The organism is Pseudomonas sp. NY15372, from assembly GCF_048068215.1.
GTDB classification, from domain to species: Bacteria; Pseudomonadota; Gammaproteobacteria; order Pseudomonadales; family Pseudomonadaceae; genus Aquipseudomonas; species Aquipseudomonas guariconensis_A.
This window is the reverse complement of sequence record NZ_JBLUPY010000002.1, coordinates 128,676-153,819: the sequence shown is the minus strand read 5'-3', so window position 1 is coordinate 153,819 and position 25,144 is coordinate 128,676. Positions and strand designations below refer to the sequence as shown.

General features: G+C 64.6%; 24 protein-coding genes and 1 pseudogene. 17 read left to right on the top strand and 8 right to left on the bottom strand.

The genetic code is table 11. From position 1 onward, the window contains the following. The first annotated feature begins 42 nt into the window (after window positions 1-42). The 7 genes and pseudogenes from hslV (at window position 43) to ACNFG0_RS02285 (ending at window position 7,820) form a co-directional block, all read left to right on the top strand. On the top strand, window positions 43-573 hold the full coding sequence (gene hslV / locus ACNFG0_RS02315; protein WP_043207181.1) for an ATP-dependent protease subunit HslV: 531 nt from the start codon (window positions 43-45) through the stop codon (window positions 571-573). Window positions 574-649: 76 nt separating this feature from the next. Next, window positions 650-1,990, top strand: a pseudogene (gene hslU / locus ACNFG0_RS02310) (ATP-dependent protease ATPase subunit HslU); the annotation flags it as partial. A gap of 164 nt (window positions 1,991-2,154) precedes the next feature. After that, window positions 2,155-2,532, top strand: coding sequence for a gamma-butyrobetaine hydroxylase-like domain-containing protein (locus tag ACNFG0_RS02305; RefSeq protein WP_196145977.1), 378 nt, complete (start codon window positions 2,155-2,157; stop codon window positions 2,530-2,532). Between the two features lie 346 nt (window positions 2,533-2,878). Next, window positions 2,879-4,555, top strand: coding sequence for a class II poly(R)-hydroxyalkanoic acid synthase (phaC, locus tag ACNFG0_RS02300; protein ID WP_416763933.1), 1,677 nt, complete (start codon window positions 2,879-2,881; stop codon window positions 4,553-4,555). Window positions 4,556-4,618: 63 nt separating this feature from the next. Continuing rightward, window positions 4,619-5,464, top strand: coding sequence for a poly(3-hydroxyalkanoate) depolymerase (gene phaZ / locus ACNFG0_RS02295; protein WP_196145979.1), 846 nt, complete (start codon window positions 4,619-4,621; stop codon window positions 5,462-5,464). A 54-nt stretch (window positions 5,465-5,518) separates the two neighbouring features. Next, a complete protein-coding gene (phaC, locus tag ACNFG0_RS02290) occupies window positions 5,519-7,201 on the top strand; it encodes a class II poly(R)-hydroxyalkanoic acid synthase (RefSeq protein WP_416763932.1) in 1,683 nt (560 codons plus the stop codon). Window positions 7,202-7,205: 4 nt separating this feature from the next. Continuing rightward, a complete protein-coding gene (locus ACNFG0_RS02285) occupies window positions 7,206-7,820 on the top strand; it encodes a TetR/AcrR family transcriptional regulator (protein ID WP_196145981.1) in 615 nt (204 codons plus the stop codon). A 116-nt stretch (window positions 7,821-7,936) separates the two neighbouring features. Here ACNFG0_RS02285 and ACNFG0_RS02280 read toward each other — a convergent pair whose 3' ends face one another. From ACNFG0_RS02280 to ACNFG0_RS02270, 3 genes are all read right to left on the bottom strand, one after another. After that, window positions 7,937-8,722, bottom strand: a complete 786-nt coding sequence (locus ACNFG0_RS02280; protein ID WP_196145982.1) for a phasin family protein — start codon at window positions 8,720-8,722, stop codon at window positions 7,937-7,939. Between the two features lie 10 nt (window positions 8,723-8,732). Beyond that, a complete protein-coding gene (locus tag ACNFG0_RS02275; RefSeq protein ID WP_416763931.1) occupies window positions 8,733-9,155 on the bottom strand; it encodes a phasin family protein in 423 nt (140 codons plus the stop codon). A 272-nt stretch (window positions 9,156-9,427) separates the two neighbouring features. Then, window positions 9,428-9,703 carry a polyhydroxyalkanoic acid system family protein gene (locus tag ACNFG0_RS02270; RefSeq protein WP_196145984.1) on the bottom strand — a complete coding sequence of 92 codons (276 nt, stop codon included), beginning with the start codon at window positions 9,701-9,703 and terminating at the stop codon, window positions 9,428-9,430. A gap of 124 nt (window positions 9,704-9,827) precedes the next feature. Here ACNFG0_RS02270 and ubiE point away from each other — a divergent pair, with 124 nt between their 5' ends. From ubiE to ACNFG0_RS02220, 10 genes are all read left to right on the top strand, one after another. Then, window positions 9,828-10,598, top strand: a complete 771-nt coding sequence (ubiE, locus tag ACNFG0_RS02265; RefSeq protein WP_196145985.1) for a bifunctional demethylmenaquinone methyltransferase/2-methoxy-6-polyprenyl-1,4-benzoquinol methylase UbiE — start codon at window positions 9,828-9,830, stop codon at window positions 10,596-10,598. After that, complete coding sequence (locus tag ACNFG0_RS02260) at window positions 10,598-11,221, top strand: ubiquinone biosynthesis accessory factor UbiJ (protein WP_416763930.1); 624 nt, start codon at window positions 10,598-10,600, stop codon at window positions 11,219-11,221. Before ubiE ends, ACNFG0_RS02260 begins: the two co-directional genes overlap by 1 nt. Then, window positions 11,218-12,828 (top strand): ubiquinone biosynthesis regulatory protein kinase UbiB, encoded by a 1,611-nt coding sequence (ubiB, locus tag ACNFG0_RS02255; protein ID WP_196155198.1) that lies wholly within the window; start codon window positions 11,218-11,220, stop codon window positions 12,826-12,828. Before ACNFG0_RS02260 ends, ubiB begins: the two co-directional genes overlap by 4 nt. A 73-nt stretch (window positions 12,829-12,901) precedes the next feature. Continuing rightward, a complete protein-coding gene (gene hisI, locus ACNFG0_RS02250; protein ID WP_013974544.1) occupies window positions 12,902-13,294 on the top strand; it encodes a phosphoribosyl-AMP cyclohydrolase in 393 nt (130 codons plus the stop codon). Window position 13,295: 1 nt separating this feature from the next. After that, a complete protein-coding gene (locus ACNFG0_RS02245) occupies window positions 13,296-13,631 on the top strand; it encodes a phosphoribosyl-ATP diphosphatase (RefSeq protein ID WP_084853982.1) in 336 nt (111 codons plus the stop codon). Window positions 13,632-13,812: 181 nt separating this feature from the next. Continuing rightward, the gene (locus ACNFG0_RS02240; RefSeq protein ID WP_196145988.1) at window positions 13,813-14,085 is read left to right on the top strand and encodes a twin-arginine translocase TatA/TatE family subunit; all 273 of its coding nucleotides are present in this window, start codon (window positions 13,813-13,815) and stop codon (window positions 14,083-14,085) included. Between the two features lie 3 nt (window positions 14,086-14,088). Then, the gene (gene tatB / locus ACNFG0_RS02235) at window positions 14,089-14,445 is read left to right on the top strand and encodes a Sec-independent protein translocase protein TatB (RefSeq protein ID WP_196145989.1); all 357 of its coding nucleotides are present in this window, start codon (window positions 14,089-14,091) and stop codon (window positions 14,443-14,445) included. Beyond that, complete coding sequence (gene tatC, locus ACNFG0_RS02230; RefSeq protein ID WP_416763929.1) at window positions 14,442-15,233, top strand: twin-arginine translocase subunit TatC; 792 nt, start codon at window positions 14,442-14,444, stop codon at window positions 15,231-15,233. Before tatB ends, tatC begins: the two co-directional genes overlap by 4 nt. Further along, window positions 15,230-15,937 (top strand): 16S rRNA (uracil(1498)-N(3))-methyltransferase, encoded by a 708-nt coding sequence (locus ACNFG0_RS02225; RefSeq protein WP_416763928.1) that lies wholly within the window; start codon window positions 15,230-15,232, stop codon window positions 15,935-15,937. The genes tatC and ACNFG0_RS02225 overlap by 4 nt, the downstream gene beginning before the upstream one ends. Before the next feature lie 94 nt (window positions 15,938-16,031). Continuing rightward, a complete protein-coding gene (locus tag ACNFG0_RS02220) occupies window positions 16,032-17,633 on the top strand; it encodes a methyl-accepting chemotaxis protein (RefSeq protein WP_416763927.1) in 1,602 nt (533 codons plus the stop codon). 110 nt (window positions 17,634-17,743) lie between these two features. On the opposite strand, the gene ACNFG0_RS02215 is transcribed toward ACNFG0_RS02220, so the two are convergent. From ACNFG0_RS02215 to ACNFG0_RS02195, 5 genes are all read right to left on the bottom strand, one after another. Beyond that, window positions 17,744-18,478, bottom strand: a complete 735-nt coding sequence (locus ACNFG0_RS02215) for an amino acid ABC transporter ATP-binding protein (protein ID WP_196146001.1) — start codon at window positions 18,476-18,478, stop codon at window positions 17,744-17,746. Continuing rightward, on the bottom strand, window positions 18,471-19,433 hold the full coding sequence (locus tag ACNFG0_RS02210; protein WP_196145993.1) for an amino acid ABC transporter permease: 963 nt from the start codon (window positions 19,431-19,433) through the stop codon (window positions 18,471-18,473). The genes ACNFG0_RS02215 and ACNFG0_RS02210 overlap by 8 nt, the downstream gene beginning before the upstream one ends. Before the next feature lie 78 nt (window positions 19,434-19,511). Further along, window positions 19,512-20,309 carry a transporter substrate-binding domain-containing protein gene (locus ACNFG0_RS02205; protein ID WP_084854293.1) on the bottom strand — a complete coding sequence of 266 codons (798 nt, stop codon included), beginning with the start codon at window positions 20,307-20,309 and terminating at the stop codon, window positions 19,512-19,514. Window positions 20,310-20,635: 326 nt separating this feature from the next. Beyond that, window positions 20,636-23,209, bottom strand: a complete 2,574-nt coding sequence (mdoH, locus tag ACNFG0_RS02200; RefSeq protein ID WP_196156732.1) for a glucans biosynthesis glucosyltransferase MdoH — start codon at window positions 23,207-23,209, stop codon at window positions 20,636-20,638. Then, window positions 23,202-24,905, bottom strand: coding sequence for a glucan biosynthesis protein G (locus ACNFG0_RS02195; protein ID WP_416763926.1), 1,704 nt, complete (start codon window positions 24,903-24,905; stop codon window positions 23,202-23,204). The genes mdoH and ACNFG0_RS02195 overlap by 8 nt, the downstream gene beginning before the upstream one ends. Window positions 24,906-25,144 lie beyond the last annotated feature (239 nt).

Sequence of the window (25,144 nt, the reverse complement as noted above, 5' to 3'; positions counted from 1 at the left end):
TCTGCAACAGGCATTTTCGCCCCGCTGCGTGGAGACTCTCCCTTGACTACCATCGTTTCAGTTCGCCGCCACGGCAAAGTCGTCATGGGCGGCGACGGCCAGGTTTCCCTCGGCAACACCGTGATGAAAGGCAATGCGAAGAAAGTCCGCCGCCTGTACCACGGCCAGGTGATCGCCGGCTTCGCCGGTGCCACTGCCGACGCCTTCACCCTGTTCGAGCGCTTCGAAGGGCAGTTGGAAAAACACCAGGGCCACCTGATCCGCGCCGCCGTCGAACTGGCCAAGGAATGGCGTACCGACCGCTCCCTGAGCCGCCTGGAGGCCATGCTCGCCGTGGCCAACAAGGACGCCTCGCTGATCATCACCGGCAATGGTGACGTGGTCGAGCCCGAGGACGGCCTGATCGCCATGGGCTCCGGCGGCGCCTACGCCCAGGCCGCAGCCCGCGCCCTGCTGAACAAGACCGACCTCTCGGCCCGTGAAATTGCCGAGACCGCCCTGAACATCGCCGGCGATATCTGCGTGTTCACCAACCACAACCTGACCATCGAGGAGCAGGACCTGGCCGAGTGATCAGCTGTTCTGGCGCCCTGCCCCGGCGGCAGGGCCTTCCCACGCTGACTCATTCCGCTCGAGGACCCTTTTGATCATGTCCATGACCCCCCGCGAGATCGTCCACGAACTCAACCGCCACATCATCGGCCAGGACGACGCCAAGCGCGCCGTGGCCATCGCCCTGCGCAACCGCTGGCGCCGCATGCAGCTGCCGGCCGAGCTGCGCGCCGAAGTCACGCCCAAGAACATCCTGATGATCGGCCCCACCGGCGTGGGCAAGACCGAAATCGCCCGCCGCCTGGCCAAGCTGGCCAATGCGCCGTTCATCAAGGTCGAGGCGACCAAGTTCACCGAAGTCGGCTACGTCGGCCGCGATGTCGAGTCGATCATCCGCGACCTGGCCGATGCCGCCCTGAAGATGCTGCGCGAGCAGGAGATCATCCGCGTGCGCCACCGTGCCGAAGACGCCGCCGAGGATCGCATCCTCGACGCCCTGCTGCCCCAGGCCCGGGTCAGCAGCTTCGCCGAGGAAGCCTCGCAGCCGAGCACCGATTCCAACACCCGCCAGTTGTTCCGCAAGCGTCTGCGTGAAGGCCAGCTGGACGACAAGGAAATCGAGATCGAAGTGGCCGAGTCCATGGGCGTCGAGATCGCCGCACCGCCTGGCATGGAAGAAATGACCAACCAGCTGCAGAGCCTGTTTGCCAACATGGGCAAGGGCAAGCGCAAGGCGCGCAAGCTCAAGGTCAAGGAAGCGCTGAAGATGGTCCGTGACGAGGAAGCCAGCCGCCTGGTCAACGAGGAAGAGCTCAAGGCCAAGGCCCTGGAAGCCGTCGAGCAGCACGGCATCGTGTTCATCGACGAGATCGACAAGGTGGCCAAGCGCGGCAATGTCGGCGGCGCCGATGTGTCCCGCGAAGGCGTCCAGCGCGACCTGCTGCCGCTGATCGAAGGCTGCACCGTCAACACCAAGCTGGGCATGGTCAAGACCGATCACATCCTGTTCATCGCTTCCGGTGCATTCCACCTGAGCAAGCCGAGCGACCTGGTGCCTGAACTGCAGGGCCGCCTGCCGATCCGCGTCGAACTCAAGGCGCTGACCCCGGAAGATTTCGAGCGCATCCTGCAGGAGCCGCACGCTTCGCTGACCGAACAGTACCGTGAGCTGCTCAAGACCGAAGGCCTGAACATCGCGTTCGCCGCCGACGGCATCAAGCGCCTGGCCGAGATCGCCTACCAGGTCAACGAGAAGACCGAGAACATCGGTGCCCGTCGCCTGCACACCCTGCTCGAGCGCCTGCTCGAAGAGGTGTCGTTCAGTGCCGGCGACCTGGCCAGCGCCCATGACGAAGCACCGATCCAGATCGATGCCGCGTACGTGAACAGCCACCTGGGCGAACTGGCGCAGAACGAAGACCTGGCGCGCTACATCCTGAACCACCGTCGGGGGCCGCCTCGCGCCCCAATCGCCGCAACGCCGGCACCCCCCGCAATCTTGTGGGCGCCGGCTTCCCGGCGATTGGGCTGCACAGCAGCCCCATTGCACAATGGTCCGAATCTCTGGAAGCTTGCATCATCAGCTCACGAGAGATCCTGCCCATGGCCCGCCTCCCCACTGCCATCAACCTGCACAAAGCCTCCAAGACCCTCACCCTCACCTACGGGCCGAACGAGGTCTACCACCTGCCCGCGGAATTCCTGCGGGTGCACTCCCCCTCCGCCGAGGTCCAGGGCCACGGCAACCCGATCCTGCAATACGGCAAGATCAACGTCGGCCTCGTCGGCCTCGAGCCTGCCGGCCAGTACGCACTGAAACTGACCTTCGACGACGGCCATGACAGCGGCCTGTTCACCTGGGAGTACCTCGAGCAGCTGTGCCTGCGCCAAGAAGAACTGTGGGCGGAATATCTCGATGACCTGCACAAGGCCGGCAAATCTCGCGACCCGTCGCAGTCCGTGGTCAAGCTGATGCTCTAGCGCAAGCCCTGCGGGATTTAGAGCGCATTTTCTAAAGTCATCTGCTTGAATGCCCCTACACCTGCCAATGACAGGCTGTCTTGCGCAAGACATGAAAGTCGGGTAACCAATGGAGCTGGCAAGTTCCCTGCATCGTCCATCGCGCGGTCAGGGCCGGGCCGGTATGTAGAGGTCGCGAGCGAAAGCAGGCTGTCTTCACCCGCAGGAAAACCCGCCGCCGTCGCCACACGCATCCGGTCCGCAACCGCTGTTTCTTATCACTTGGTCACCCGAGCAGTACCGGGCAGTCGTCTGTGTACCCGCCACAGCCAACCGGTACTCGTCTCAGGACAACGGAGCGTCGTAGATGAGTAAGAACAACGATGAGTTGCAGCGGCAGGCCTCGGCAAACACCCTGGGCCTGAACCCGGTCATCGGCATTCGCCGCAAGGACCTGTTGAGTTCGGCGCGCACCGTATTGCGCCAGGCGGTTCGCCAGCCCTTGCACAGCGCCAAGCACGTGGCGCATTTCGGCCTGGAACTGAAGAACGTACTGCTGGGCAAGTCCAGCCTGCAGCCAGGCAGCGACGACCGTCGCTTCAGCGACCCCGCCTGGAGCCACAACCCCTTGTACCGCCGCTACCTGCAGACCTACCTGGCCTGGCGCAATGAACTGCAGGACTGGATCGGCAACAGCGACCTGTCGCCCCAGGACGTCAGCCGCGGGCAGTTCGTCATCAACCTGATGACCGAGGCGATGGCACCCACCAATACCCTGGCCAACCCAGCGGCGGTCAAGCGCTTCTTCGAAACCGGCGGCAAGAGCCTGCTCGATGGCCTGTCCAACCTGGCCAAGGACATGGTCAACAACGGCGGCATGCCCAGCCAGGTGAACATGGAGGCCTTCGAAGTCGGCAAGAACCTGGCCACCAGCGAAGGGGTGGTGGTCTACCGCAACGATGTGCTGGAGCTGATCCAGTACAGCCCCATTACCGAGCAGGTGCACGCCCGCCCGCTGCTGATCGTGCCGCCGCAGATCAACAAGTTCTATGTCTTCGACCTGAGCCCGGAGAAGAGCCTGACGCGCTTCTGCCTGCGCTCCAACCAGCAGACCTTCATCATCAGTTGGCGCAACCCGACCAAGGCCCAGCGCGAGTGGGGCCTGTCGACCTATATCGATGCCCTCAAGGAAGCGGTGGACGCAGTGCTGGCGATCACCGGCAGCAAGGACCTGAACATGCTGGGCGCCTGCTCGGGGGGCATTACCTGCACCGCCCTGGTCGGCCATTACGCCGCGCTGGGCGAGAACAAGGTCAATGCCCTCACCTTGCTGGTCAGCGTGCTCGATACCACCCTGGACAACCAGGTCGCGCTGTTCGTCGACGAGCAGACCCTCGAGGCCGCCAAGCGCCACTCCTACCAGGCAGGTGTGCTCGAAGGCAGCGACATGGCCAAGGTATTCGCCTGGATGCGCCCCAACGACCTGATCTGGAATTACTGGGTCAACAACTACTTGCTCGGCAACGAGCCGCCGGTGTTCGACATCCTGTTCTGGAACAACGACACCACGCGCCTGCCGGCCGCCTTCCACGGCGACCTGATCGAAATGTTCAAGAACAACCCCCTGACCCGCGCCGACGCACTGGAAGTGTGCGGCACGTCCATCGACCTGAAGAAGGTCCAGTGCGATATCTACAGTGTCGCCGGCACGGCCGATCACATCACGCCGTGGCAGTCCTGCTACCGCTCGGCCCACCTGTTCGGCGGCAAGATCGAGTTCGTGCTGTCCAACAGCGGGCATATCCAGAGCATCCTCAACCCGCCCGGCAACCCGAAGGCCCGCTTCATGACCGGCGAGGACCGCCCGGACGACCCGGTGGCCTGGCAGGACAACGCGATCAAGCATGCCGATTCCTGGTGGCTGCACTGGCAGGCCTGGCTGGGCGAGCGCGCGGGCGATCTCAAGAAAGCCCCTACACGCCTGGGCAATCGCACCTACAGCGCTGGCGAGTCGGCGCCAGGCACTTATGTGCACGAACGATAGGCCACCTCGATCATGGCCATTTGATACGATGACAGAGCGACTTATCCACCTAGAGTTTCGTGCATGCCGCAACCGTACATATTCAGGACCGTCGAGCTGGACAACCAGTCCATCCGCACCGCAGTCCGCCCAGGCAAGCCAGAGCTGACGCCGCTGCTGATCTTCAACGGCATCGGCGCCAACATGGAGCTGATCTTTCCGCTCATCGAGGCACTGGACCCGGACATCGAAGTCATCGCCTTCGATGTGCCCGGTGTCGGGGGTTCTTCCACGCCCAGCCGCCCGTATCGCTTTCCCGGCCTGGCCAAGCTGACCGCGCGCATGCTCGACTACCTGGACTACGGCCAGGTCAATGTCATCGGGGTTTCCTGGGGCGGGGGCCTGGCCCAGCAGTTCGCCCATGACTACCCCGAGCGCTGCAAGAAGCTGATCCTCGCCGCCACCGCTGCCGGGGCTTTCATGGTGCCCGGCAAGCCCAAGGTGTTGTGGGCCATGGCCAGCCCCCGGCGCTATGTACAACCGTCTCACGTGTTGCGCATTGCAGCGCAGGTCTACGGTGGCGGTTTCCGCCGCGATCCGGACCTGGCCCTGCATCATGCGGCCAAGGTGCGTTCCAGCGGCAAGACCGGCTACTACTGGCAACTGTTCGCGGGCCTGGGCTGGACCAGCATCCACTGGCTGCACAAGCTCCATCAGCCGACCCTGGTGCTGGCCGGCGACGACGACCCGTTGATCCCGCTGATCAACATGCGCCTGCTGGCCTGGCGAATTCCCAATGCCCAGCTACACATTATCGACGACGGGCACCTGTTCCTGATTACACGGGCCGAGGCGGTCGCGCCGATCATCATGAAATTCCTCCAGCAGGAACGCCAACGCGCCGTGATGCACCCTCGCCCCGGAGGCTGACAACCCATGACGCCTCGATACGAACCTGGATGATCGCTGACGACGGAGTGAGGGATGAAAGACAAACCGGCAAAAGGGACAAGACCGGCCCCGGCTGCGAGTATCAACGTACAGAACGCGATCACCGGTCTGCGCGGTCGTGACCTGTTCTCCACGCTGCGCAATGTCGGTCGCCTGAGCCTGGGCAACCCGTTGCACACCGCGCACCACCTGCTGGCCCTGGGCAGCGAGCTGGGGCGGGTGATGCTCGGCGAGACGCCGCACCAGCCACACCCGCGCGACAACCGCTTCAGCGACCCGACCTGGAGCCAGAACCCCTTCTATCGCCGCGGCCTGCAAGCCTACCTCGCCTGGCAGAAGCAGACCCGCCAATGGATCGAGGAAAGCTCGCTGGAGGACGACGAGCGTGCCCGGGTGCATTTCCTGTTCAACCTGCTCAACGATGCCCTGGCGCCGAGCAATTCGTTGCTCAATCCGTTGGCGGTCAAGGAGTTGTTCAACACCGGCGGGCAGAGCCTGGTCCGTGGCCTGGCCCACCTGGTCGACGACCTGCGCCACAATGATGGCCTGCCGCGCCAGGTGGATGAGCGCGCTTTCGAGGTTGGCGTCAACCTGGCGACTACACCCGGTGCGGTGGTGTTTCGCAACGAGCTGCTGGAGCTGATCCAGTACCGACCGATGAGCGAGAAACAGTACGCCCGGCCGCTGTTGGTCATCCCGCCGCAGATCAACAAGTTCTATATCTTCGACCTGGGCCCGACCAACAGCTTCGTCCAGTACATGCTCAAGAGCGGCCTGCAGGTGTTCATGGTCAGCTGGCGCAACCCTGACCCGCGCCACCGTGAGTGGGGGCTGTCGAGCTATGTGCAGGCGCTGGAGGAGGCGCTCGCGGCCTGCCGCAGCATCACCGGCAGCCGCGACCCGAACCTGATGGGCGCCTGTGCCGGCGGGCTGACCATGGCCGCGCTGCTGGGCCACCTGCAGGCCAAGCGTCAGCTGCGCCGGGTGCGCAGCGCCACCTACCTGGTGAGCCTGCTGGACAGCCAGTTCGACAGCCCCGCCAGCCTGTTCGCCGACGAACAGACCATCGAGGCCTCCAAGCGTCGCTCCTATCAGCGTGGCGTGTTGGACGGCGGCGAGGTGGCGCGCATCTTCGCCTGGATGCGGCCCAACGACCTGATCTGGAACTACTGGGTCAACAACTACCTGCTTGGCCGCACGCCCCCGGCGTTCGACATCCTCTACTGGAACGCCGACAACACCCGCTTGCCCGCCGCCTTCCACGGCGAGCTGCTGGACTTCTTCAAGCTCAACCCGCTGACCCAACCGCAAGGGCTGGAAGTGTGCGGCACGCCCATCGACCTGGGGCAGGTCGACCTGGACAGCTTCACCGTCGCCGGCAACAACGACCACATCACGCCGTGGGACGCAGTCTACCGCTCGGCCCTGCTGCTCGGAGGCGATCGCCGCTTCGTGCTGGCCAACAGTGGCCATATCCAGAGCATCATCAACCCGCCCGGCAACCCCAAGGCTTTCTTCCTGGAGAACCCGACGCTTTCCAGCGACCCGCGCGCCTGGATGCACGATGCCACGCGCCACGAAGGCAGCTGGTGGCCGCACTGGCAGGCCTGGATCGGCCAGCGCTCCGGGCGCCTGAAGGTGCCGCGCAGCGAGCTGGGCAATGCCACCTACCCACCGCTGGGCCCGGCGCCGGGCAGCTACGTACGGACGCGTTGAGCGAATGAAGACCCGCGAGCGGATCCTCGAATGCGCCCTGCTGCTGTTCAACCAGCAGGGCGAACCGAACGTCTCGACCTTGGAAATCGCCAACGAGCTGGGTATCAGCCCGGGGAACCTGTACTACCACTTCCATGGCAAGGAGCCGTTGGTGCTGGGGTTGTTCGAGCGTTTCGAGGAAGGGCTCATGCCACTGCTCGACCCACCCGTGGGGGTACGCCTGGACGCCGAGGACTACTGGTTGTTCCTGCACCTGATCGTCGAGCAGATGGCCCGCTACCGGTTTCTGTTCCAGGACCTCTCCAATCTGGCCGGGCGGTTGCCGAAGCTGGCCCGGAACATGCGCAGCCTGATCAATGCCCTCAAACGCACCCTTGCCGCCCTGCTGGCCAGCCTAAAGGCCCACGGGCAGGTGTCCAGCGAGACACAGGCGCTGGGGCAACTGGTGGAGCAGATCACCCTGACATTGATGTTCTCGCTGGATTATCAGCGGGTGCTGGGGCGGCAGGGGGATGTGGGGATCGTCGTATACCAGGTGATGATGCTGGTGGCACCCCATTTGGTAGGGCCGGCGCGGGAGGCGGCGCAGCAGCTGGCGGAGAAGTACCTGCAAGGGTAAGGCTGCGGGCCTTGCGTCGTCCAGGCTGCAGCAATCGCGGGACAAGCCCGCTCCCACAGGGGCGGTGGTGTACCCCATTGGGAGCGGGCTTGCCCGGCGATGCAGGCGACGCGGTATCAGGCCTGGGAAGCCGGAGTGGCCGGTGCCGCCGGGGTGCTGCTGGACGGTGCCGCACTTGCGGTTGGCGTCGCTGCCGGCGCTGCGTTGACGGCCGGGGCCGCCTTCGCCGCAGCAGGTTTTGCCGGAGCCTTCTTCACGGCAGGTTTCTTCGCAGCGGGTTTGGCAGCTGGTTTTGCGGCTGTAGCCTTGGTTGCGGGCGCCTTGGCCGCAGGCTTGGCAGCAGCGGTTTTCGCCGCCGGCTTGGCCGCAGCCGGCTTGCTCGCCGCAGCTTTGGTCGCAGGCTTGGCCGCCGCAGCTTTCGCCGCCGGTTTGGCCGCCGCCTTGGCCAGCGGCTTGGCGGTGGACTTGCTGGTCGCAGCCTTCGAAACCGGGGCCACCGAAGCGCCAGTCAGTTTCTCGATCTGCTTGGTCAGGCTATCGACCTGTTGGTGCAGGGCCTTGATCTCATTGCGGCTCGGCACACCCAGGCGCGAAATGGCGCTGTTCAGGCGCTTGTCGAAGGCCTCCTCCAGTTCGCTCCATTTGCCCAGCGCGCGCTCCTTGACATCCGATACCCGCGAGGACGTCGCGGACTTGGCGGTGTCGGCAGCTGCCCCGGCACTTTTCTTCGCCTGCTTTTCAGCCTTCTCGCCATCCTTGACCAACGAGTCGAACAGCTTGGGGCCGTCCTGGTCGATCTTGGAATAGATGCCCAGGCCCGCCAGCCAGATCTTTCGCGAGTACTTCTCGATCCCGCCTACCCACGAGCCGCCTTCTTTTTCAGTGTTCTTCTTGCCAGCCATCCTGCTCTCCTTATGGTTTGCGCGCGACACGCTCGAGCAACTCGGTCAGCTGTTCGAGTTTGATGGACAGCGCCTCAACGTCATGTTTAGACGCAATGCCAAGGCGATTCAAGGCGCGGACGACCCGTGCATCGAAAGCTTTTTCGATCTTGTCCAGTTGAACTTCGACCTTGCCGCGTACGCGGCCGACTTCCTCGGTCGCTTCGTCGATCGGATTGTTAGCGGCATCGAGCTGTTCGCCGAGCCGCTTCTTGCCACGCTTCTCGATACCTTCACCGGCCTTGACCAGCTCCTTGAAGTAATCCGAGCCTTCCTGGCCAACGCGGGCATAGGCACCCAGGCCTGCCAGCCAGATCCTGCGCGCATAGCCGCGCACCTCGCCCAGGGTGCTGCCTGGGGCGTCGTCTTTTTTCCTAACGTTCACGTTGGCCATGTTCGGCACCTCATGCTCATGAAGGGACATGTGCCCATTGGATGCGGGCTCGAGCATAAGGTAGGGAGGAAAATTAGAATCCTCACCCTAAGTAAAGGAAGGCGCACGCTGCAGGGGCAACTGCCTTGGGGTGCTTGCCCCGGCCCGATCGCTGGCAAGCCAGCCCCCACAGGTACAGCGGTGTCTCTGAAACAGCGCAAGGCAGGTGGGAGCCGGCTTGCCGGCGATGGGACGCGCAGCGGCCCTGTATCTTGATCGACCGGCAGCGACGATCAGGCCAGCGCTTTGTCCAGCGCCCGCTCGATCTCGCCCTTGATCGAGCCGCTCATCATCGACAGCATCATGCCGAGCTTGAGCTCCACGCGGATGGTGTCCTCGCCGATATGCACGCTGCCGTTGGCGCCGCTGCGTGACACGTCGACGCGGTCGCCCTGCCAGTTGGCCTTGAGGTCGTATTCGCGGGTCAGGCGCTCCACCAGCGCCTCGGCCTTGGCGCGCGCGGCTTCACGGCCGAGGGAGTGCTTGCGTTCAACGCTGATCTGGGTCATGCGGGTAGTCCTGGATATCAACACAATGAACGCATTATGCCCGTGCCCATCCAACGGAGCACCCCGCCAAGACAAATTGGCCCGATGCCCCTAGAATGGCGGTAATTTTTTCCGGTGAAGCGATATGAACGACCAGCGCAAAGGCGACCACGCCGAACCCACCACCCATTTCGGCTACCAGAACGTACCCGAGAGCCAGAAGGCGAAGAAAGTCGCCGAGGTGTTCCACTCCGTAGCCGCCAAGTACGACCTGATGAACGACGTCCTTTCCGGTGGCATGCACCGGTTGTGGAAGCGCTTCACCATCGAGCTGTCCGGCGTGCGCAGCGGTAACCGGGTGCTGGATATCGCCGGCGGCACGGGCGATCTGGCCGCCAAGTTCTCGCGCCTGGTCGGCCCTACCGGCCAAGTGGTGCTGGCCGACATCAACGAGTCGATGCTCAAGGTCGGCCGCGACCGTTTGCTCGATCGCGGCGTGGCGGGCAACATCGAGTTCGTCCAGGCCGACGCCGAGAAGCTGCCGTTCCCGGACAACCACTTCGACTGCGTGACCATCGCCTTCGGCCTGCGCAACGTCACCCACAAGGAAGACGCTATCCGCTCCATGCTGCGCGTGCTCAAGCCCGGTGGCCGCCTGCTGGTGCTGGAGTTCTCCAAGCCGACCAACAAGCTCATGTCCAAGGCCTACGACGCCTACTCGTTCGCCTTCATGCCCCTGGCCGGCAAGCTGATCACCAACGACTCGGAAAGCTACCGCTACCTGGCCGAATCGATCCGCATGCACCCGGATCAGGAAACCCTCAAGGCCATGATGGTCGACGCCGGCTTCGACCGCGTCACCTACCACAACATGACCAGCGGCATAGTCGCCGTGCACCGGGGAATCAAGCCCTGATGTTCCTGGCCGGCCTGCTCGCCAGCGTCGAGCACGGGCTCAACCGCGTGCTGCGCATGGACAGCACGGCCCTGCCGCGCCTGGCTGCGCTCGAGGGCAAGGTGGTCGAGATCGACTGCCTGCAGCCGGCCCTGCAGCTGTTCATCCTGCCCGACGACGAAGGCCTGATGCTCGCCGCCCATTGGGAGGGCGAGGTCGACTGCACCCTGCGTGCGCCGGCCGGCAGCCTGGCCCAGCTGGCCTTGGCCAAGGACAAGACCGCCGTGCTGCACAGCCCGCAGGTCGAGCTGCACGGCGACAGCGCCGTGCTGTTGGACTTGGTCGGCGTGCTGCAAGACCTGGAACTGGACTGGGAGTACGAGCTGTCGCGCTGGCTCGGCCCCGTGGCCACCGCACTGGTCGCCGGGCACATTCGCCTGCGCGCCCGCTGGTCCCGCCAGGGCCTGTCACGCTTCAGCCAGAACCTCTCCGAGTACCTGGCCGAAGAATCCCGCACCCTGGTCGGCCGGCGCGAAGCCGAAGCGGCCTTCAGCGAGCTCGATGCCCTGAAGGTCGATATCGAACGCCTCGAGGCGCGCATTAGCCGCCTCACCCGATCCCTTGATACCAGCGATAACGCATGAAGCTGCTCGCCGTCCGCCGTCTGTTGCGCATCCAGCGCGTCGTGATCCGCTACCGCCTCGATGACCTGCTGTTCGACCTTCCCCTGCCCTGGTGGCTGATGAGCCTGCGCCTGCTGCTGCCCTGGCGCTGGCTGCCGCGCAAGCCATCCGCGCTCAGCCGCGGCGCGCGCCTGCGCATGGCCCTGCAAGACCTGGGGCCGATCTTCATCAAGTTCGGCCAGTTGCTGTCCACCCGCCGCGACCTGCTGCCCACCGACATCGCCGATGAGCTGATGCTGCTGCAGGACCGGGTGCCGCCCTTCGACCCGAAGAAAGCCGTGGCACTGATCGAGGAACAACTTGGCGCCAAGGTCGGCGAGGTGTTCAGCCGTTTCGACGTCGAGCCGCTGGCCTCGGCCTCGGTGGCCCAGGTGCATGCCGCACGCCTCAAGAGCGGCGAAGAGGTCGTGGTCAAGGTGGTACGCCCGGGCCTCAAGCCTGTGATCGCCCAGGACCTGGCCTGGTTGTTCCTGATTGCCAAGGGCGCCGAGCGGGTGTCCGCCGACGCGCGCCGCCTGCACCCGGTCGAAGTGGTCAGCGACTACGAGAAGACCATCTACGACGAGCTCGACCTGCTGCGCGAGGCGGCCAACGCCAGCCAGTTGCGCCGCAACTTCGAAGGCTCGGACCTGATGTACGTGCCCCAGGTGTACTGGGACTGGTGCCGCCCCAAGGTGCTGGTGATGGAGCGTATCTATGGCGTGCCGGTCACCGACCTGGCCACCCTGGCCGACCAGCGCACCGACATGAAGCTATTGGCCGAGCGCGGTGTGGAGATCTTCTTCACCCAGGTGTTCCGCGACAGCTTCTTCCATGCCGACATGCACCCGGGCAACATCTTCGTCAGCACCGTCAAGCCGTGGAGCCCGCAGTACATCGCCATCGACTGCGGCATCGTCGGCAGCCTCACCGCCGAGGACCAGGACTACCTGGCGCGCAACCTGATCGCCTTCTTCAAGCGTGACTACCGCCGCGTCGCCCAGTTGCACATCGACTCCGGCTGGGTGCCGGCGCAGACCAAGGTCAACGAGTTCGAGGCGGCGATCCGCACGGTGTGCGAGCCGATCTTCGAAAAGCCGCTCAAGGACATCTCCTTCGGCCAGGTGCTGATGCGCCTGTTCCAGACCGCCCGGCGCTTCAACATGGAAGTCCAGCCGCAACTGGTGCTGCTGCAGAAGACCCTGCTCAACATCGAAGGCCTGGGCCGCCAGCTGTACCCCGACCTGGACCTGTGGAGCACCGCCAAGCCGTACCTGGAGCGCTGGATGCGCGAGCGCATGAGCCCCAAGGCGGTGTTCGGCAACCTGCAGAGCCAGGTGGAGCAACTGCCACACCTGGCCGACATGACCCGCGACCTGCTCGAACGCCTGTCGCAACCGCACCTGCACGACCCGCAGATGCCCGAGCGCCGTCGCCAGGGTGACCGCTGGGCCCTGCGCCTGCTGGGCGCGGGCCTGCTCGCAGGCGGCGCTACGTTGGCCGCCGGTGCCGCCAGCCTCAGCGCCCCGGCCGCCTGGCCGGCCTGGCTGATGTTGGCGGCCGGGCTTTACCTGGTCGTGCGCCAATAGCCAGCTGCGCAGCTGGCTGGCACACTAGCGCAAAGGGCCCGGCACTGGCGCGGGCCCGGATTTGGAGTCGACGATGAAAGACTGGCTGGACGAGATCAAGTGGAACAGCGAGGGCCTGGTGCCGGCGATCGCCCAGGACCACAAGACCGGGCGCGTACTGATGATGGCCTGGATGAACCGCGAATCCCTGGCCCTGACCGCCGCCGAGCAACGCGCCATCTACTGGTCGCGTTCGCGTGGCAAACTGTGGCGCAAGGGCGAGGAGTCGGGGCATGTGCAGAAGCTGCACGAGATGCGCCTGGACTGCGATGCCGACGTGATCATCCTGATGGTCGAGCAACTGGGCCATATCGCCTGCCATACCGGCCGCGAAAGCTGCTTCTACCGCGTCTTCGAAGACGGCCAGTGGAAAACCGTCGACCCGGTCCTGAAAGACCCGGATGCCATCTATAGCGCAGGACACTGACATGAGCGACACCCTCAACCGCCTCGCCGAGGTGCTGGAGCAACGCAAGCAGGCGGCGCCAGACAGCTCCTATGTGGCCAGCCTGTACCACAAGGGCCTGAACAAGATCCTCGAGAAGCTCGGCGAGGAGTCGGTGGAAACCATCATCGCCGCCAAGGATGCCGCCGTCAGCCAGGATTACAGCGATGTCATCTATGAAACCGCCGACCTGTGGTTTCATAGCCTGGTGATGCTCAGCGCCCTGGGCCAGCATCCGCAGGCGGTGCTCGACGAACTGGAGCGCCGCTTCGGGCTTTCCGGGCATGACGAGAAGGCCGCGCGCCAGCCGTCTGCCTGAATGATTGCTGGGGGCTGCTACACAGCCCATCGCCGGCAAGCCGGCTCCCACAGGGACGGTGCTGCCCTCGAGGCCGATGCGTTACTTGTGGGAGCCGGCTTGCCGGCGACGGGCGTGCAACGCCCCGCGTCCTTAACTGACAGGCATTAACCCTAAGCCCCACATTTTTCAGGAGTACGAAATGGGTATTTTTGACTGGAAACACTGGATCGTCCTGCTGGTCGTCGTGGTCCTGGTCTTCGGCACCAAGAAGCTGAAAAACCTGGGCAGCGACCTGGGCGAATCGATCAAGGGCTTTCGCAAGGCCATGAACGAAGAAGAGACCAAGCCAGCCGAGCAGACCCCGCCGCCGGCCCAACCCGCCCAGCCCGTGCAGAACACCGCGCAGCAGAACCAGGGCCATACCATCGAAGGCCAGGCCCAACCGGCCCAAGAGCCGCAGCGGAAAGACTGACCCATGTTCGGCATCAGCTTCAGCGAGCTGCTGCTCGTCGGCCTGGTCGCGCTGCTGGTGCTCGGCCCCGAGCGCCTGCCCGGTGCCGCTCGCACCGCAGGCCTGTGGATCGGCCGGCTCAAGCGCAGCTTCAACAGCATCAAAATGGAAGTCGAGCGTGAGATCGGCGCCGACGAGATCCGCCGCCAGCTGCACAACGAGCACATCCTGTCGATGGAGCAGGAGGCCCGGCGCATCCTCAACCCGCAGACGCCACCGGCCCAGCCGAGCAGCAGCGAAGCGCCTGCCAACCCGACGGCGAGCACACCTGCGGCCCCGGCCACGCCATCCGAGCCTCCCCAACCACCACGAGCCCCATGAGCGATAGACCGGAAACCGACCAGCCGATGCCGCTGGTCTCGCACCTGACCGAACTGCGCACCCGCCTGCTGCGCTGCGTTGCCGCCGTCTTCCTGATCTTCGCCGGGCTGTTCTCCTTCGCCCAGCAGATCTATACCTTGGTCTCGGCCCCCTTGCGCGCGCACTTGCCGGCCAACGCGACGATGATCGCCACCGACGTGGCCTCGCCGTTCCTGACGCCGTTCAAGCTGACCATGATCGTCTCGCTGTTCCTGGCCATCCCGTTCATCCTCCAGCAGATCTGGGGCTTCATCGCACCAGGGCTGTATCGCCATGAAAAGCGCATCGCCATCCCGCTGCTGGTGTCGAGCATCCTGCTGTTCTACGCCGGCATGGCATTCGCCTATTTCCTGGTGTTCCCGCTGATCTTCGGCTTCTTCGCCAGCGCCACGCCCGAAGGCGTGTCGATGATGACGGACATCGCCAGCTACCTGGACTTCGTCATGACGCTGTTCTTCGCCTTCGGCGTCGCCTTCGAGATCCCGGTGGCCGTGGTGCTGCTGGTGTGGATCGGCGTGGTGGATGTGCAGTACCTGAAGAAGATCCGCCCCTACGTGATCATCGGCTGCTTCGTGGTCGGCATGGTCCTGACGCCCCCGGACATCTTCTCCCAGACCCTGCTCGCAGTGCCCATGTGGATGCTGTTCGAGGTGGGGGTGCTGTGCGGCAGCCTGATCCGCAAGCGCAGCCATGCCCAGGAAAGCGCATCGGACGACCACAACGACCAACCGCCAGCGACCCAATCGTGAACCTGCTGTTGCTCGAGGAGGCCGATTTCATCGCGGCCGACCGTGTGGTCCTGGCCGATCGACGCTTCACCCACATGCAGGAGATCCATCGCGTGGCGGTGGGCGACACCTTGCGTGTCGGCCGTATCGGTGGGCTGATGGGCCAGGCCAGCGTGCTGCGCCTGGAGGGCCACGAGGCCGAGTTGCAGGTCGCCTTCGACCAGCCGCCACCAGCCAAGCTGCCGTTGACACTGATCCTTGCCGTACCGCGCCCCAAGATGCTGCGCCGCCTGTTCCAGACAGTCGCCACCCTGGGCGTGCCACGGCTGATCCTGGTCAACAGCTACAAGGTCGAGAAAAGCTTCTGGCAGACCCCCTTCCTGCACCCCGAGGCCATCCGCGAGAACCTGATCCTGGGCCTTGAGCAGGCGCGCGACACCGTGCTCCCCGAGGTCATCATCGAGAAGCGCTTCAAGCCGTTCGTCGAAGACCGCCTGCCGGCCATCGCCTCCGGCACCCTGGGCCTGGTCGGCCACCCCGGCCTCTACCCTGCCTGCCCGCGCGCGGTCGACGAGCCGGTTACCTTGGCGATCGGCCCAGAAGGCGGCTGGATCCCCTACGAAGTCGACCTGTTGGGCAAAGCAGGCCTGGCGCCAGTACAACTGGGCGATCGCATCCTGCGTGTTGAAACGGCTGTCACGGCACTGCTCTCGCGCATTTTCTGACGGACGGGTCAGGTTCGCCCCGTCAAGTTTCTTCGGTACAGGCCGATGGCCTAGGCAACATTACAAAAATGCTTCCGTTGCCGGGGAATAGAACATGTACCGATGGTTTAACCAGTCGCTGGGGAATATGAGCGTCAATCGCAAGTTGGGCTTCGGTTTCGGCCTGGTATTGCTCTTGACCCTGGCCATCACCGTGACCGGCTGGATCAGCCTGGACAACGTCACCAACCGCGGTGACAAGCTGGGCAATATCTCGATGATCTACGAGACCACCCAGGACCTGCGCATCGCCCGGCTCAACTACCAGACCAGCCACGACCAAGCCGCGATCGCCGAGCTCGAGAAGACCCTCGAGCACCTGGAGCAGCAGATCCAAGCGATGCTCGGGCAGATCGAACAGCCGGCCGACCAACAGCGCCTGCAGCAGCAACTCGAAGCCACGCGCCAGTACCGTCAGGCGTTCGACCAGCTCAGGCAGGCCGACCAACGCCGCGGCACCCTGGTCGACGACGCCATGGCGGCCAGCCAGCAGGCCCTGGAACACATGGCCGCGCAAGGCACTGTGCTCAAGAACACCAGCCAAGCCCTGACCCTCTCGCAGACCGCAGTACGCGATGCCGGCACCCGCCAGGCCAAGCAGACCCTGGCCGCGGCCACTACCCTGGCACTGCTGCTCGGCCTGCTGGCCGCCTGGGCGATCACCCGCCAGATCGTCGCGCCCTTGCGCCAGACCCTCGCCGCCGCCGAACGCGTGGCCAGTGGTGACCTGCGCCAGGAGCCGCCGGTGCAGCGCCGCGACGAGCTGGGCCAGCTGCAGGCCAGCATGCAACGCATGACCCAGGGGCTGCGCGAGCTGATCGGTGGTATCGGCGATGGCGTCACCCAGATCGCCAGCGCTGCCGAACAGCTGTCGGCCGTCACCGAGCAGACGAGTGCCGGGGTCAACAACCAGAAAGTCGAGACCGACCAGGTGGCCACGGCGATGAACGAGATGGCCGCCACGGTTCACGAGGTGGCGCGCAACGCCGAACAAGCCTCGGAAGCGGCACTGGCAGCCGACCAGCAGGCGCGCGAAGGGGACCGGGTGGTGGGTGAAGCCATCGCCCAGATCGAGCGCCTGGCCAACGAAGTGATCAACTCCAGCGAAGCCATGAACCAGCTCAAGGCCGAAAGCGACAAGATCGGCAGCGTGCTGGACGTGATCAAATCGGTGGCCCAGCAGACCAACCTGCTAGCGCTCAATGCTGCCATCGAAGCAGCCCGCGCTGGCGAGGCCGGCCGTGGCTTCGCCGTGGTGGCCGACGAGGTGCGCAGCCTGGCCCAGCGTACCCAGCAATCCACCGAGGAGATCGAAGAGCTGATCGCCAGCCTGCAGAACGGCACTCAACGAGTCGCTGGCGTGATGGACGGCAGCCGCGCGCTGACCGACAGCAGCGTCGAGCTGACCCGCCGTGCGGGCAGTTCGCTGGAAACCATCACCCGCACCGTGTCGGCGATCCAGGCGATGAACCTGCAGATCGCTACCGCGGCGGAACAGCAGAGCGCCACGGCCGAAGAGATCAACCGCAGCGTGATGAACGTGCGAGATATTTCCGACCAGACCTCAGCGGCCAGCGAAGAGACCGCCAGCTCGACCGTCGAGCTGGCGCGACTGGGGACGCATCTGCAAGGGCTGGTGGGGCGGTTCAGGCTCTGAGGTCTGCTGCGCAGCCCAATCGCACACAGCCCGCTCTCACAGGAGGGTACAAATGCGGCCCCTGTGGGAGCGGGCTTGTCCCGCGATGGCCGCCATAGCGGCCCCGGCGGTTACAGCACCTGACGCAGGAACGCCTGAGCCCGCGGGTCCTTGGGCGCGGCGAAGAACTGCTGCGGCGGCGAGTCTTCCAGCAACTTGCCATGGTCGAAGAACAGCACGCGGTCGGCCACTTCCCGGGCAAAGCCCATCTCGTGGGTCACGCAGACCATGGTCATGCCTTCCTGGGCCAAGGTCTTCATCACATCGAGCACTTCGCCGACCATCTCCGGGTCCAGCGCTGAGGTGGGCTCGTCGAACAGCATGACCTTAGGGTCCATCGCCAGGGCCCGGGCGATGGCCACCCGCTGCTGTTGACCGCCGGACAACCGCGACGGGTACTCGTTGGCCTTCTGGCCGATACCGACCTTCTCCAGCAGCGCCTTGGCCTTGGCTTCACGCTCGACCTTGCTGCGCTTGCGTACCACCTTCTGGGCCAGGCACAGGTTCTCCAGCACGGTCATGTGCGGGAACAGGTTGAAATGCTGGAACACCATGCCGACTTCACGACGGTAAGCATTGATGTCGGTCTTCGGGTCGTCCAGTTGCAGGCCGTCGATGGACACATGCCCCACATCGAAATCCTCGAGGCCGTTGAGGCAGCGCAGGAAGGTCGACTTGCCCGAGCCTGAAGGCCCCAGCACCACCACCACTTCGCCCTTGGCCACGCCGGTGGTGACGTTGTCCACCGCGCGCACCACCTGGCCACGGGTGTCGAAGACTTTTACCAGGTCACGGACTTCAATCACTTTGCGCAAGCCTCCGCTCGAGCCGGCTGGCGATGTGCGACAGCGGCAGGTTGATCAGCAGGTACAGGCCTGCTACGCAGAACCAGATCTCGAAGGTCGAGAACGAGGTGGTGATGGCCTCGCGGCCGCTCTTGGTCAGTTCGGTGATGGCGATCACCGAGACCAGCGAGGTGTCCTTGACCAGGCTGATGAACTGCCCGGCCAGCGGCGGCAACACGCGCTTGAAGGCCTGGGGCAGGATCACATGGCGCATCGACTGGCTGGCGTTGAGCCCCAGCGAGCGCGCCGCCTCGTTCTGGCCCTTGGCGATGGACTGCACGCCGGCGCGCACGATCTCCGCCACGTAGGCGCCGGTGAACAGCGCCAGCGCCGCCACCCCGGCGAATTCCCGGGACAGGTTGAGCACGGTGCCGATGAAGAAGTAGAAGATGAAAATCTGTACCAGCAGCGGCGTGCCGCGCACCAATTCGACATACACCGTGGACAGGTCGCGCAGGGTCGGGTTGTTCGACAGCCGGCACAGCCCGGCGAACAGGCCGATCACCAGGCCCAGGGCGCCGGATACCACCGAGATCCACAGGGTGGTCCACAGGCCCCAGGCCAGCGGGCCTGCCGCCCAATGGCGGGTCACGCCGATCGCATCGCCTTCGGCGACATCGTCGCCACGGCTGAGCAACACGCTGTCCTTGTCCACTTCCACGACCTGCTGGCCGCCACTTTCGTCCTTGAGCGTCACGCGCGCGGTGTCGCCGCTGACCACGATCTCTTCGACCGTGCCGTAGTCGGCAGCGCGCTGGGTCTCTTCAGCCTTGTAGGCGAAATACTGAGGGACGCGGTTCCAGCGCCACTCATAGGAAATCATCGAGGTCGCCAGGTAAAGGCTGAACGCCAGCCCCACCAGAACCAGCGCGGTCAACCCGTGCCAGGGCCACTGGGCTTTCTTGTGCTTGATCAATTCGGGTACTTCCGTAAAAACGAACGCGCAGGGTTGCCTGCGCGTCGGGGTGATAAAGCCGGGCTTGTGGCCTGGGCCTTATTCCATTTCCTTCAGCCAGTCCTTGTTCTTGAACCACTTGTCGTGGATACGATCGTAGGTCCCGTCGTTCTTGATCTGGTGCAAGAAGTTGTTGATGAAGTTGATGCTGTCGTAGTCGCCTTTCTTCAGGCCGAAGGCCAGCGGCTCGTAGGTGAAGGGCTCCTCGAGGAACAGCAGCTTGCCGGCACCGGCCTTGTCCACTGCCACCACGTTGTACGGCGCGTCGTAGACGAAGGCATCGGCCTTGCCGTTGACCACGTCCATCACACCTTCCTGCTCGTTGTCGTAGCCGTGGTACTTGGCCTTGCTGATCAGCTTCTTGGCGACCATCTCGCCGGTGGTACCGAGCTTGGAGGTAATGCGGTACTTCTCGTTGTTCAGGTCCTTGTACGACTTGATCTCGCCTGCCAGCTCCTTGCGGATCAGCAGGGTCTGGCCGACCACGATGAAGGGTTCGCTGAAGTTCAGGCGCAGGTTGCGTTCCTGGGTCAGGGTCATGCCGCTGCCAATCATGTCGAACTTGTCGGTCAGCAGGGCCGGGATGATGCCGTCGTAGGCGGTGGAGACGGTTTCCAGCTTGACGCCCATGGACTTGGCCATGGCCTTGAGGATGTCGACCTCGAAGCCGATGATCTCGCCGCGCTTGTTGGTCATCTCGAAGGGCATGTAGGTGGGGTCCATGCCGACCCGCAGCGTGCCGCGCTTGACCGCGTCTTCGATGGCCCCCGCCTGGGCCGCGGTTACCGCGACCAGCGCGGTGACACCGACCAAGAGTCGCGACAGGTATTTTTTCATCATCACCAGGTCCCCTAGCAAAGTAGTGCGAATTTTATTGTTGGAGAGGTCTTCAGACCGATACATATCGAGGTGGATGCTAACGCATGCGCGGCCTGGCACCTAGAGCCGGGGGGGACTTTGTTGGCCAAAATCAGGGAGGGATGATCGCCGAGGGCTGCGCCCTCGATCGCGGCACAAGGCCGCTCCTACAGAGGACCACGATTTCCCGTAGGGACACCTTGCGCCCTCGAGCGCGGCACAAAGCCCCTCCTACAGAGGATCGCGATTGCCTGTAGGAGCGGCATTGTGCCGCGATGGGCCGCAAAGCGGCCCTTTGGAATGGATCAAGCGCCGACCAGCGAGGGCTGGGCCTGGTTGTCCGGATGCAGCGGCAGCAAGGGCGAGTGAGGGTCGCTGGTGATGGAATTGCGCCATACCCCGATCCACGCTTCGTTGTGCGTGGCCCAGACCTGCTCATGCAGGCGCGACAGCGCCACCGGGTCGCTCAACAGTGCCAGGCGGGTGTTACCGTCCAGCCCCTTGGGCCCGACGTCCAGCGCCTTGGCGACACGCTCGGCACGCAGCGCCTCGATCGGAGCTGCCTGGCCGTGGCGTGCAGTGGCCATGGCACAGGCCAGGGCGTTCTGCCGCGGGTCGACCACCGCCCGGACGAAACCTTCGTGCATGGCATGCCAGCGGTTTTCGTGGGTGTATTGGTCGGTAGCCAACAACTCGTGCGGGGTCGCGTATTCCTCAGGAATCAGGAACAGCTTCTCGTCCTTGGCGCTCAGGCCCAGGCGCACGCGGCTGGAGATCACCGACACCGGGATCGACAGCACCAACGAGCCCACGATCGGCGCCAGCCACCACAGGAAGCTCGGGTTCAACCAGGCCACCAAAGCCGCCCAGGCGATGCCCAGGAGGGTCTGCGGGCCGTGGCGACGCACCGCTTCGCTCCACGGCGTGGAGTCGTCGTCACGCTGCGGCGAGTTCCAGGTCGCTGCCCAGCCCAGGAATGCGGCCAGGACGAAGCGGGTGTGGAAGATCATCCGCACCGGCGCCAGCAGCATGGAGAACAGCATCTCGATCAGCATCGACAAGGTGACCTTGATGCGCCCGCCGAACTCGGTGGCGCCCTTGGCCCAGATCAGCACGATGCTCAAGAGCTTGGGCAGGAACAGCAGCACGATGGTGGTGGAGAACAGCGCGATGGCCTTCTCCGGGTGCCATTGCGGCCACAGTGGGTAGAGCTGGAACGGTTCGATGAAGTACTGCGGCTCCATCAGCGTGTTGGTGGCCAGCAGCGCGGTCGAGAGCACCAGGAAGAAGAACCACAGCGGCGCCGACAGGTACGACATCACCCCGGTGAGGAACACTGCGCGGTGCACCGGGTGCATGCCTTTTACCAGGAACAGACGGAAGTTCATCAAGTTGCCGTGGCACCAGCGCCGGTCGCGCTTGAGCTCATCGAGCAGGTTCGGCGGCAGTTCTTCATAGCTGCCCGGCAGGTCGTAGGCGATCCACACGCCCCAGCCGGCACGGCGCATCAGCGCGGCTTCGACGAAGTCGTGGGAGAGGATCGCACCGGCGAAAGCCCCCTTGCCCGGCAGCGGCGCCAGGGCGCAGTGCTCGATGAAGGGCTTCATGCGGATGATCGCGTTGTGGCCCCAATAGTGCGATTCGCCCAGCTGCCAGAAGTGCAGGCCGGCGGTGAACAGCGGGCCGTAGACACGGGTGGCGAACTGCTGGATGCGCGCATAGAGGGTGTCCATGCCCGACGCTTTCGGCGCGGTCTGGATGATGCCCGCGTCCGGGTTGGCCTCCATCAGGCGCACCAGGCTGGTCAGGCACTCGCCGCTCATGACGCTGTCGGCGTCGAGCACGACCATGTACTTGTACTCGCCACCCCAACGACGGCAGAAGTCGTCCAGGTTGCCGCTCTTGCGCTTCACGCGGCGACGGCGGCGGCGATAGAAGATGCGCCCGAAGCCCTTGGCCTCGCGGCACACTTCGAGCCAGGCCTGCTGCTCGGCGACGGCGATGTCGGTGTCGTTGGTGTCGCTGAGCACGAAGAAGTCGAAGCGGTCCAGGTCGCCCGTGGCGGCCACCGACTCGAAGGTCGCGCGCAGGCCGGCGAAGACCCGCGGCACGTCCTCGTTGCAGATCGGCATGACCAGCGCGGTACGCGCCTGAGGCGCGATCGGCTCGCTGCCGGCGCTGCTGCCGGAGATGCGGTACTTGTCACGCCCGGTGAGCAGTTCGAGAAAGCCCATCAGCGCGGTCCAGAAGCCTGCGGACACCCAGCAGAACAGGATGCCGAACAGGACCAGGATGGAGGTCTGCAAGGCGTACGGCCAGACCTGCACCACGGTTTCCCAGAAGGTCTGGGCCATGATCTCGTCGAGCGAGACGAACGACCACCCCTGATACGGCAGGATGCCCTTCATGTACCAGCCGGCCACGAGGGTCTGGCCGATCATCAGCAGCAGCAGGATGTAGCGGCGCAGGGAGCCGACCCGGCGCCAGCGGGCCGGTGGCAGCTCGCGCTTGGGCGGCTGCGGAGCGTTGGTGCGCCCGGTCAGGCGCCGCCACATGCGCACCAGCACGTTGGTGCGCCACGGCTCGGGCACCACGCGGGTACGCTTGATCGGCGGCGCGATCTTCAGGCACAGCCGCCCGCCAGCGTCGACGCCGAGCATCTCGGCCTCTTCCAGCTCGGCGGCGCTGCCCACGGTCAGGCGCGGGCCCACCGAGGCCTGCACGGCCTCGGTGGCGTTGGCGGCCGGGTGGGCCGCCAGGCGTTGGTGCAGCTCACTGAACGAGGTGCAGCTGGCAAGTTCTGCCCGTTGCTCGTCGCTCAGTGGTAGGTGGGCCAGGTATTCGGCAAGCGATTCTGGCCGGGCGCTTGAGTTACTCATCGGCAGGCAACTGATAGCTCCAGGTCTCGGTCATCACCTGCTCGGTGGTGGCCGGGGCCCCGTTGGTGGGCGCCGCATCGGCGGCAGGTTGTTCAGCCTTGGCGTGCTTGCCGTTGGCCTTCTCCTGCTTGCCTTCCTTGGCCGGCTTGGCCGGTTCCACCGGAACGTCGCGTACCAGCGCGGCACGCATCTCGGTGGACTTGCTCGGGTCCTTGACCTTCAACCGCAGGGTCAGGCGCCAACCCTTGATCTCAGGGTTATAGCGCAGGTTGTTCTCGACCACCTCGGCGTTGTCGCCAACGCTGACCTGGCTGCGCAGGGCGGTGTCCTCGGGCAGGGCGGCCAGCGCCGGGCCCTCGAAGTCGACCAGGAAGGCCACGCTGCCGTCGGCTTCGCGGATCAGATTGGACTGCTTCACGTCACCGGTCGAACGCATGGTCTGCTTGACCCAGCCCAGCGCCTGCGAGTGCAGCTGGGACTCGTCGATGGTCCAGCGCAGGCGGTATTCGAACTCCATCGGCTTGCCGGGTTCTGGCAGCTTTTCCGGGCTCCAGAAGGCAACGATGTTGTCGTTGGTCTCGTCGGCAGTCGGGATCTCGACCAGGTCGACGGTCCCTTTGCCCCAGTCACCACGAGGTTCGATCCAGGCGCTTGGACGCTTCTGGTAGTTGTCGTCGAGGTCTTCGTAGTGGCTGAACTCACGCTGACGCTGCAGCAGGCCAAAGCCACGCGGGTTCTCCACGCTGAAGCTGCTCACGGCCAGGTGCTTGGGGTTGTTCAGCGGGCGCCACAGCCATTCGCCATTGCCAGCGTGGATCGACAGGCCCTCGGAGTCGTGCAGGGCCGGGCGATAGTTGAGGACCTTGGACGGCTGGTTGCTGCCGAACAGGTACATGCTGGTCAGCGGGGCAACGCCCAGGCGGCTGACGTGGTCACGCAGGAACACCTTGGACTTGACGTCCACCAGGGTGTCGCTGCCTGGGCGCAGGATCAGCTTGTAGGCACCCGTGGAGCGCGGCGAGTCCAGCAGGGCGTAGATCACCAGGTGCTTGTCGGCAGGCTTGGGCTTCTCGACCCAGAATTCGCGAAAGCGCGGGAATTCCTCACCCGACGGCAACGCGGTGTCGATGGCCAGGCCCCGGGCCGACAGGCCGTACACGTGGCCTTTGCCGACGACGCGGAAGTAGCTGGCGCCCAGCAGGGTCATGATCTCGTCCTGCTTGCCGGCCTTGTTGATCGGGTAGAGCACGCGGAAACCGGCGTAGCCGAGATTCTCGACGGTCTTGGGGTCATGGGGTACGTCGCCGAACTCGAAACGGCTCGGGTCGTACTTGATTTCCTCGACGCTGGTGGCGGTGACCTGGTTGATCTTCACCGGCGTGTCGAAGTGCATGCCCTGGTGGTAGAAGGACAGTTTGAAGGGGGTCTTGTCCTGGGCCCACTCGGCCTTTTCCTGGATGAAGCGGATCTTCTGGTAGTCCGCGAATTTCATGTCACGGAACACCGCCGGCAGATTGCTCTTCGGTGCTTCGTATTTCTGGCCGGCGAGATCCTTTGCCTTGGCTGCAACATCGTCAAGATTGAATGCCCACAGCTGGCCAGCGCTCATCAGGCCGATCAGTGCAACGCCTGCCGCCAGGGCCTTGCGCAGACGATTTCCGGGGATTCTTTGTGCAATACAGGGACTTACAATCACGAGCAACCCTCGCCGAAAACAGATCATGAAACCAACGGCCAGCGACCAATGCCGGGTTGGCGAGCACTGTTCGGACCCCGCAAGGGCGCAATGATTCCCCAAACGGTTCCAGACAATGCTCGAGTCAAAGTGAAACGAGCCTGCGAACGCAGGCTCACGCAGCGCGCGATTATCCAGCAGGGCGCGTTACAACGCATCAGGCTGGAACAACTATTTATCGTACAAACCCTCTTGTTTTT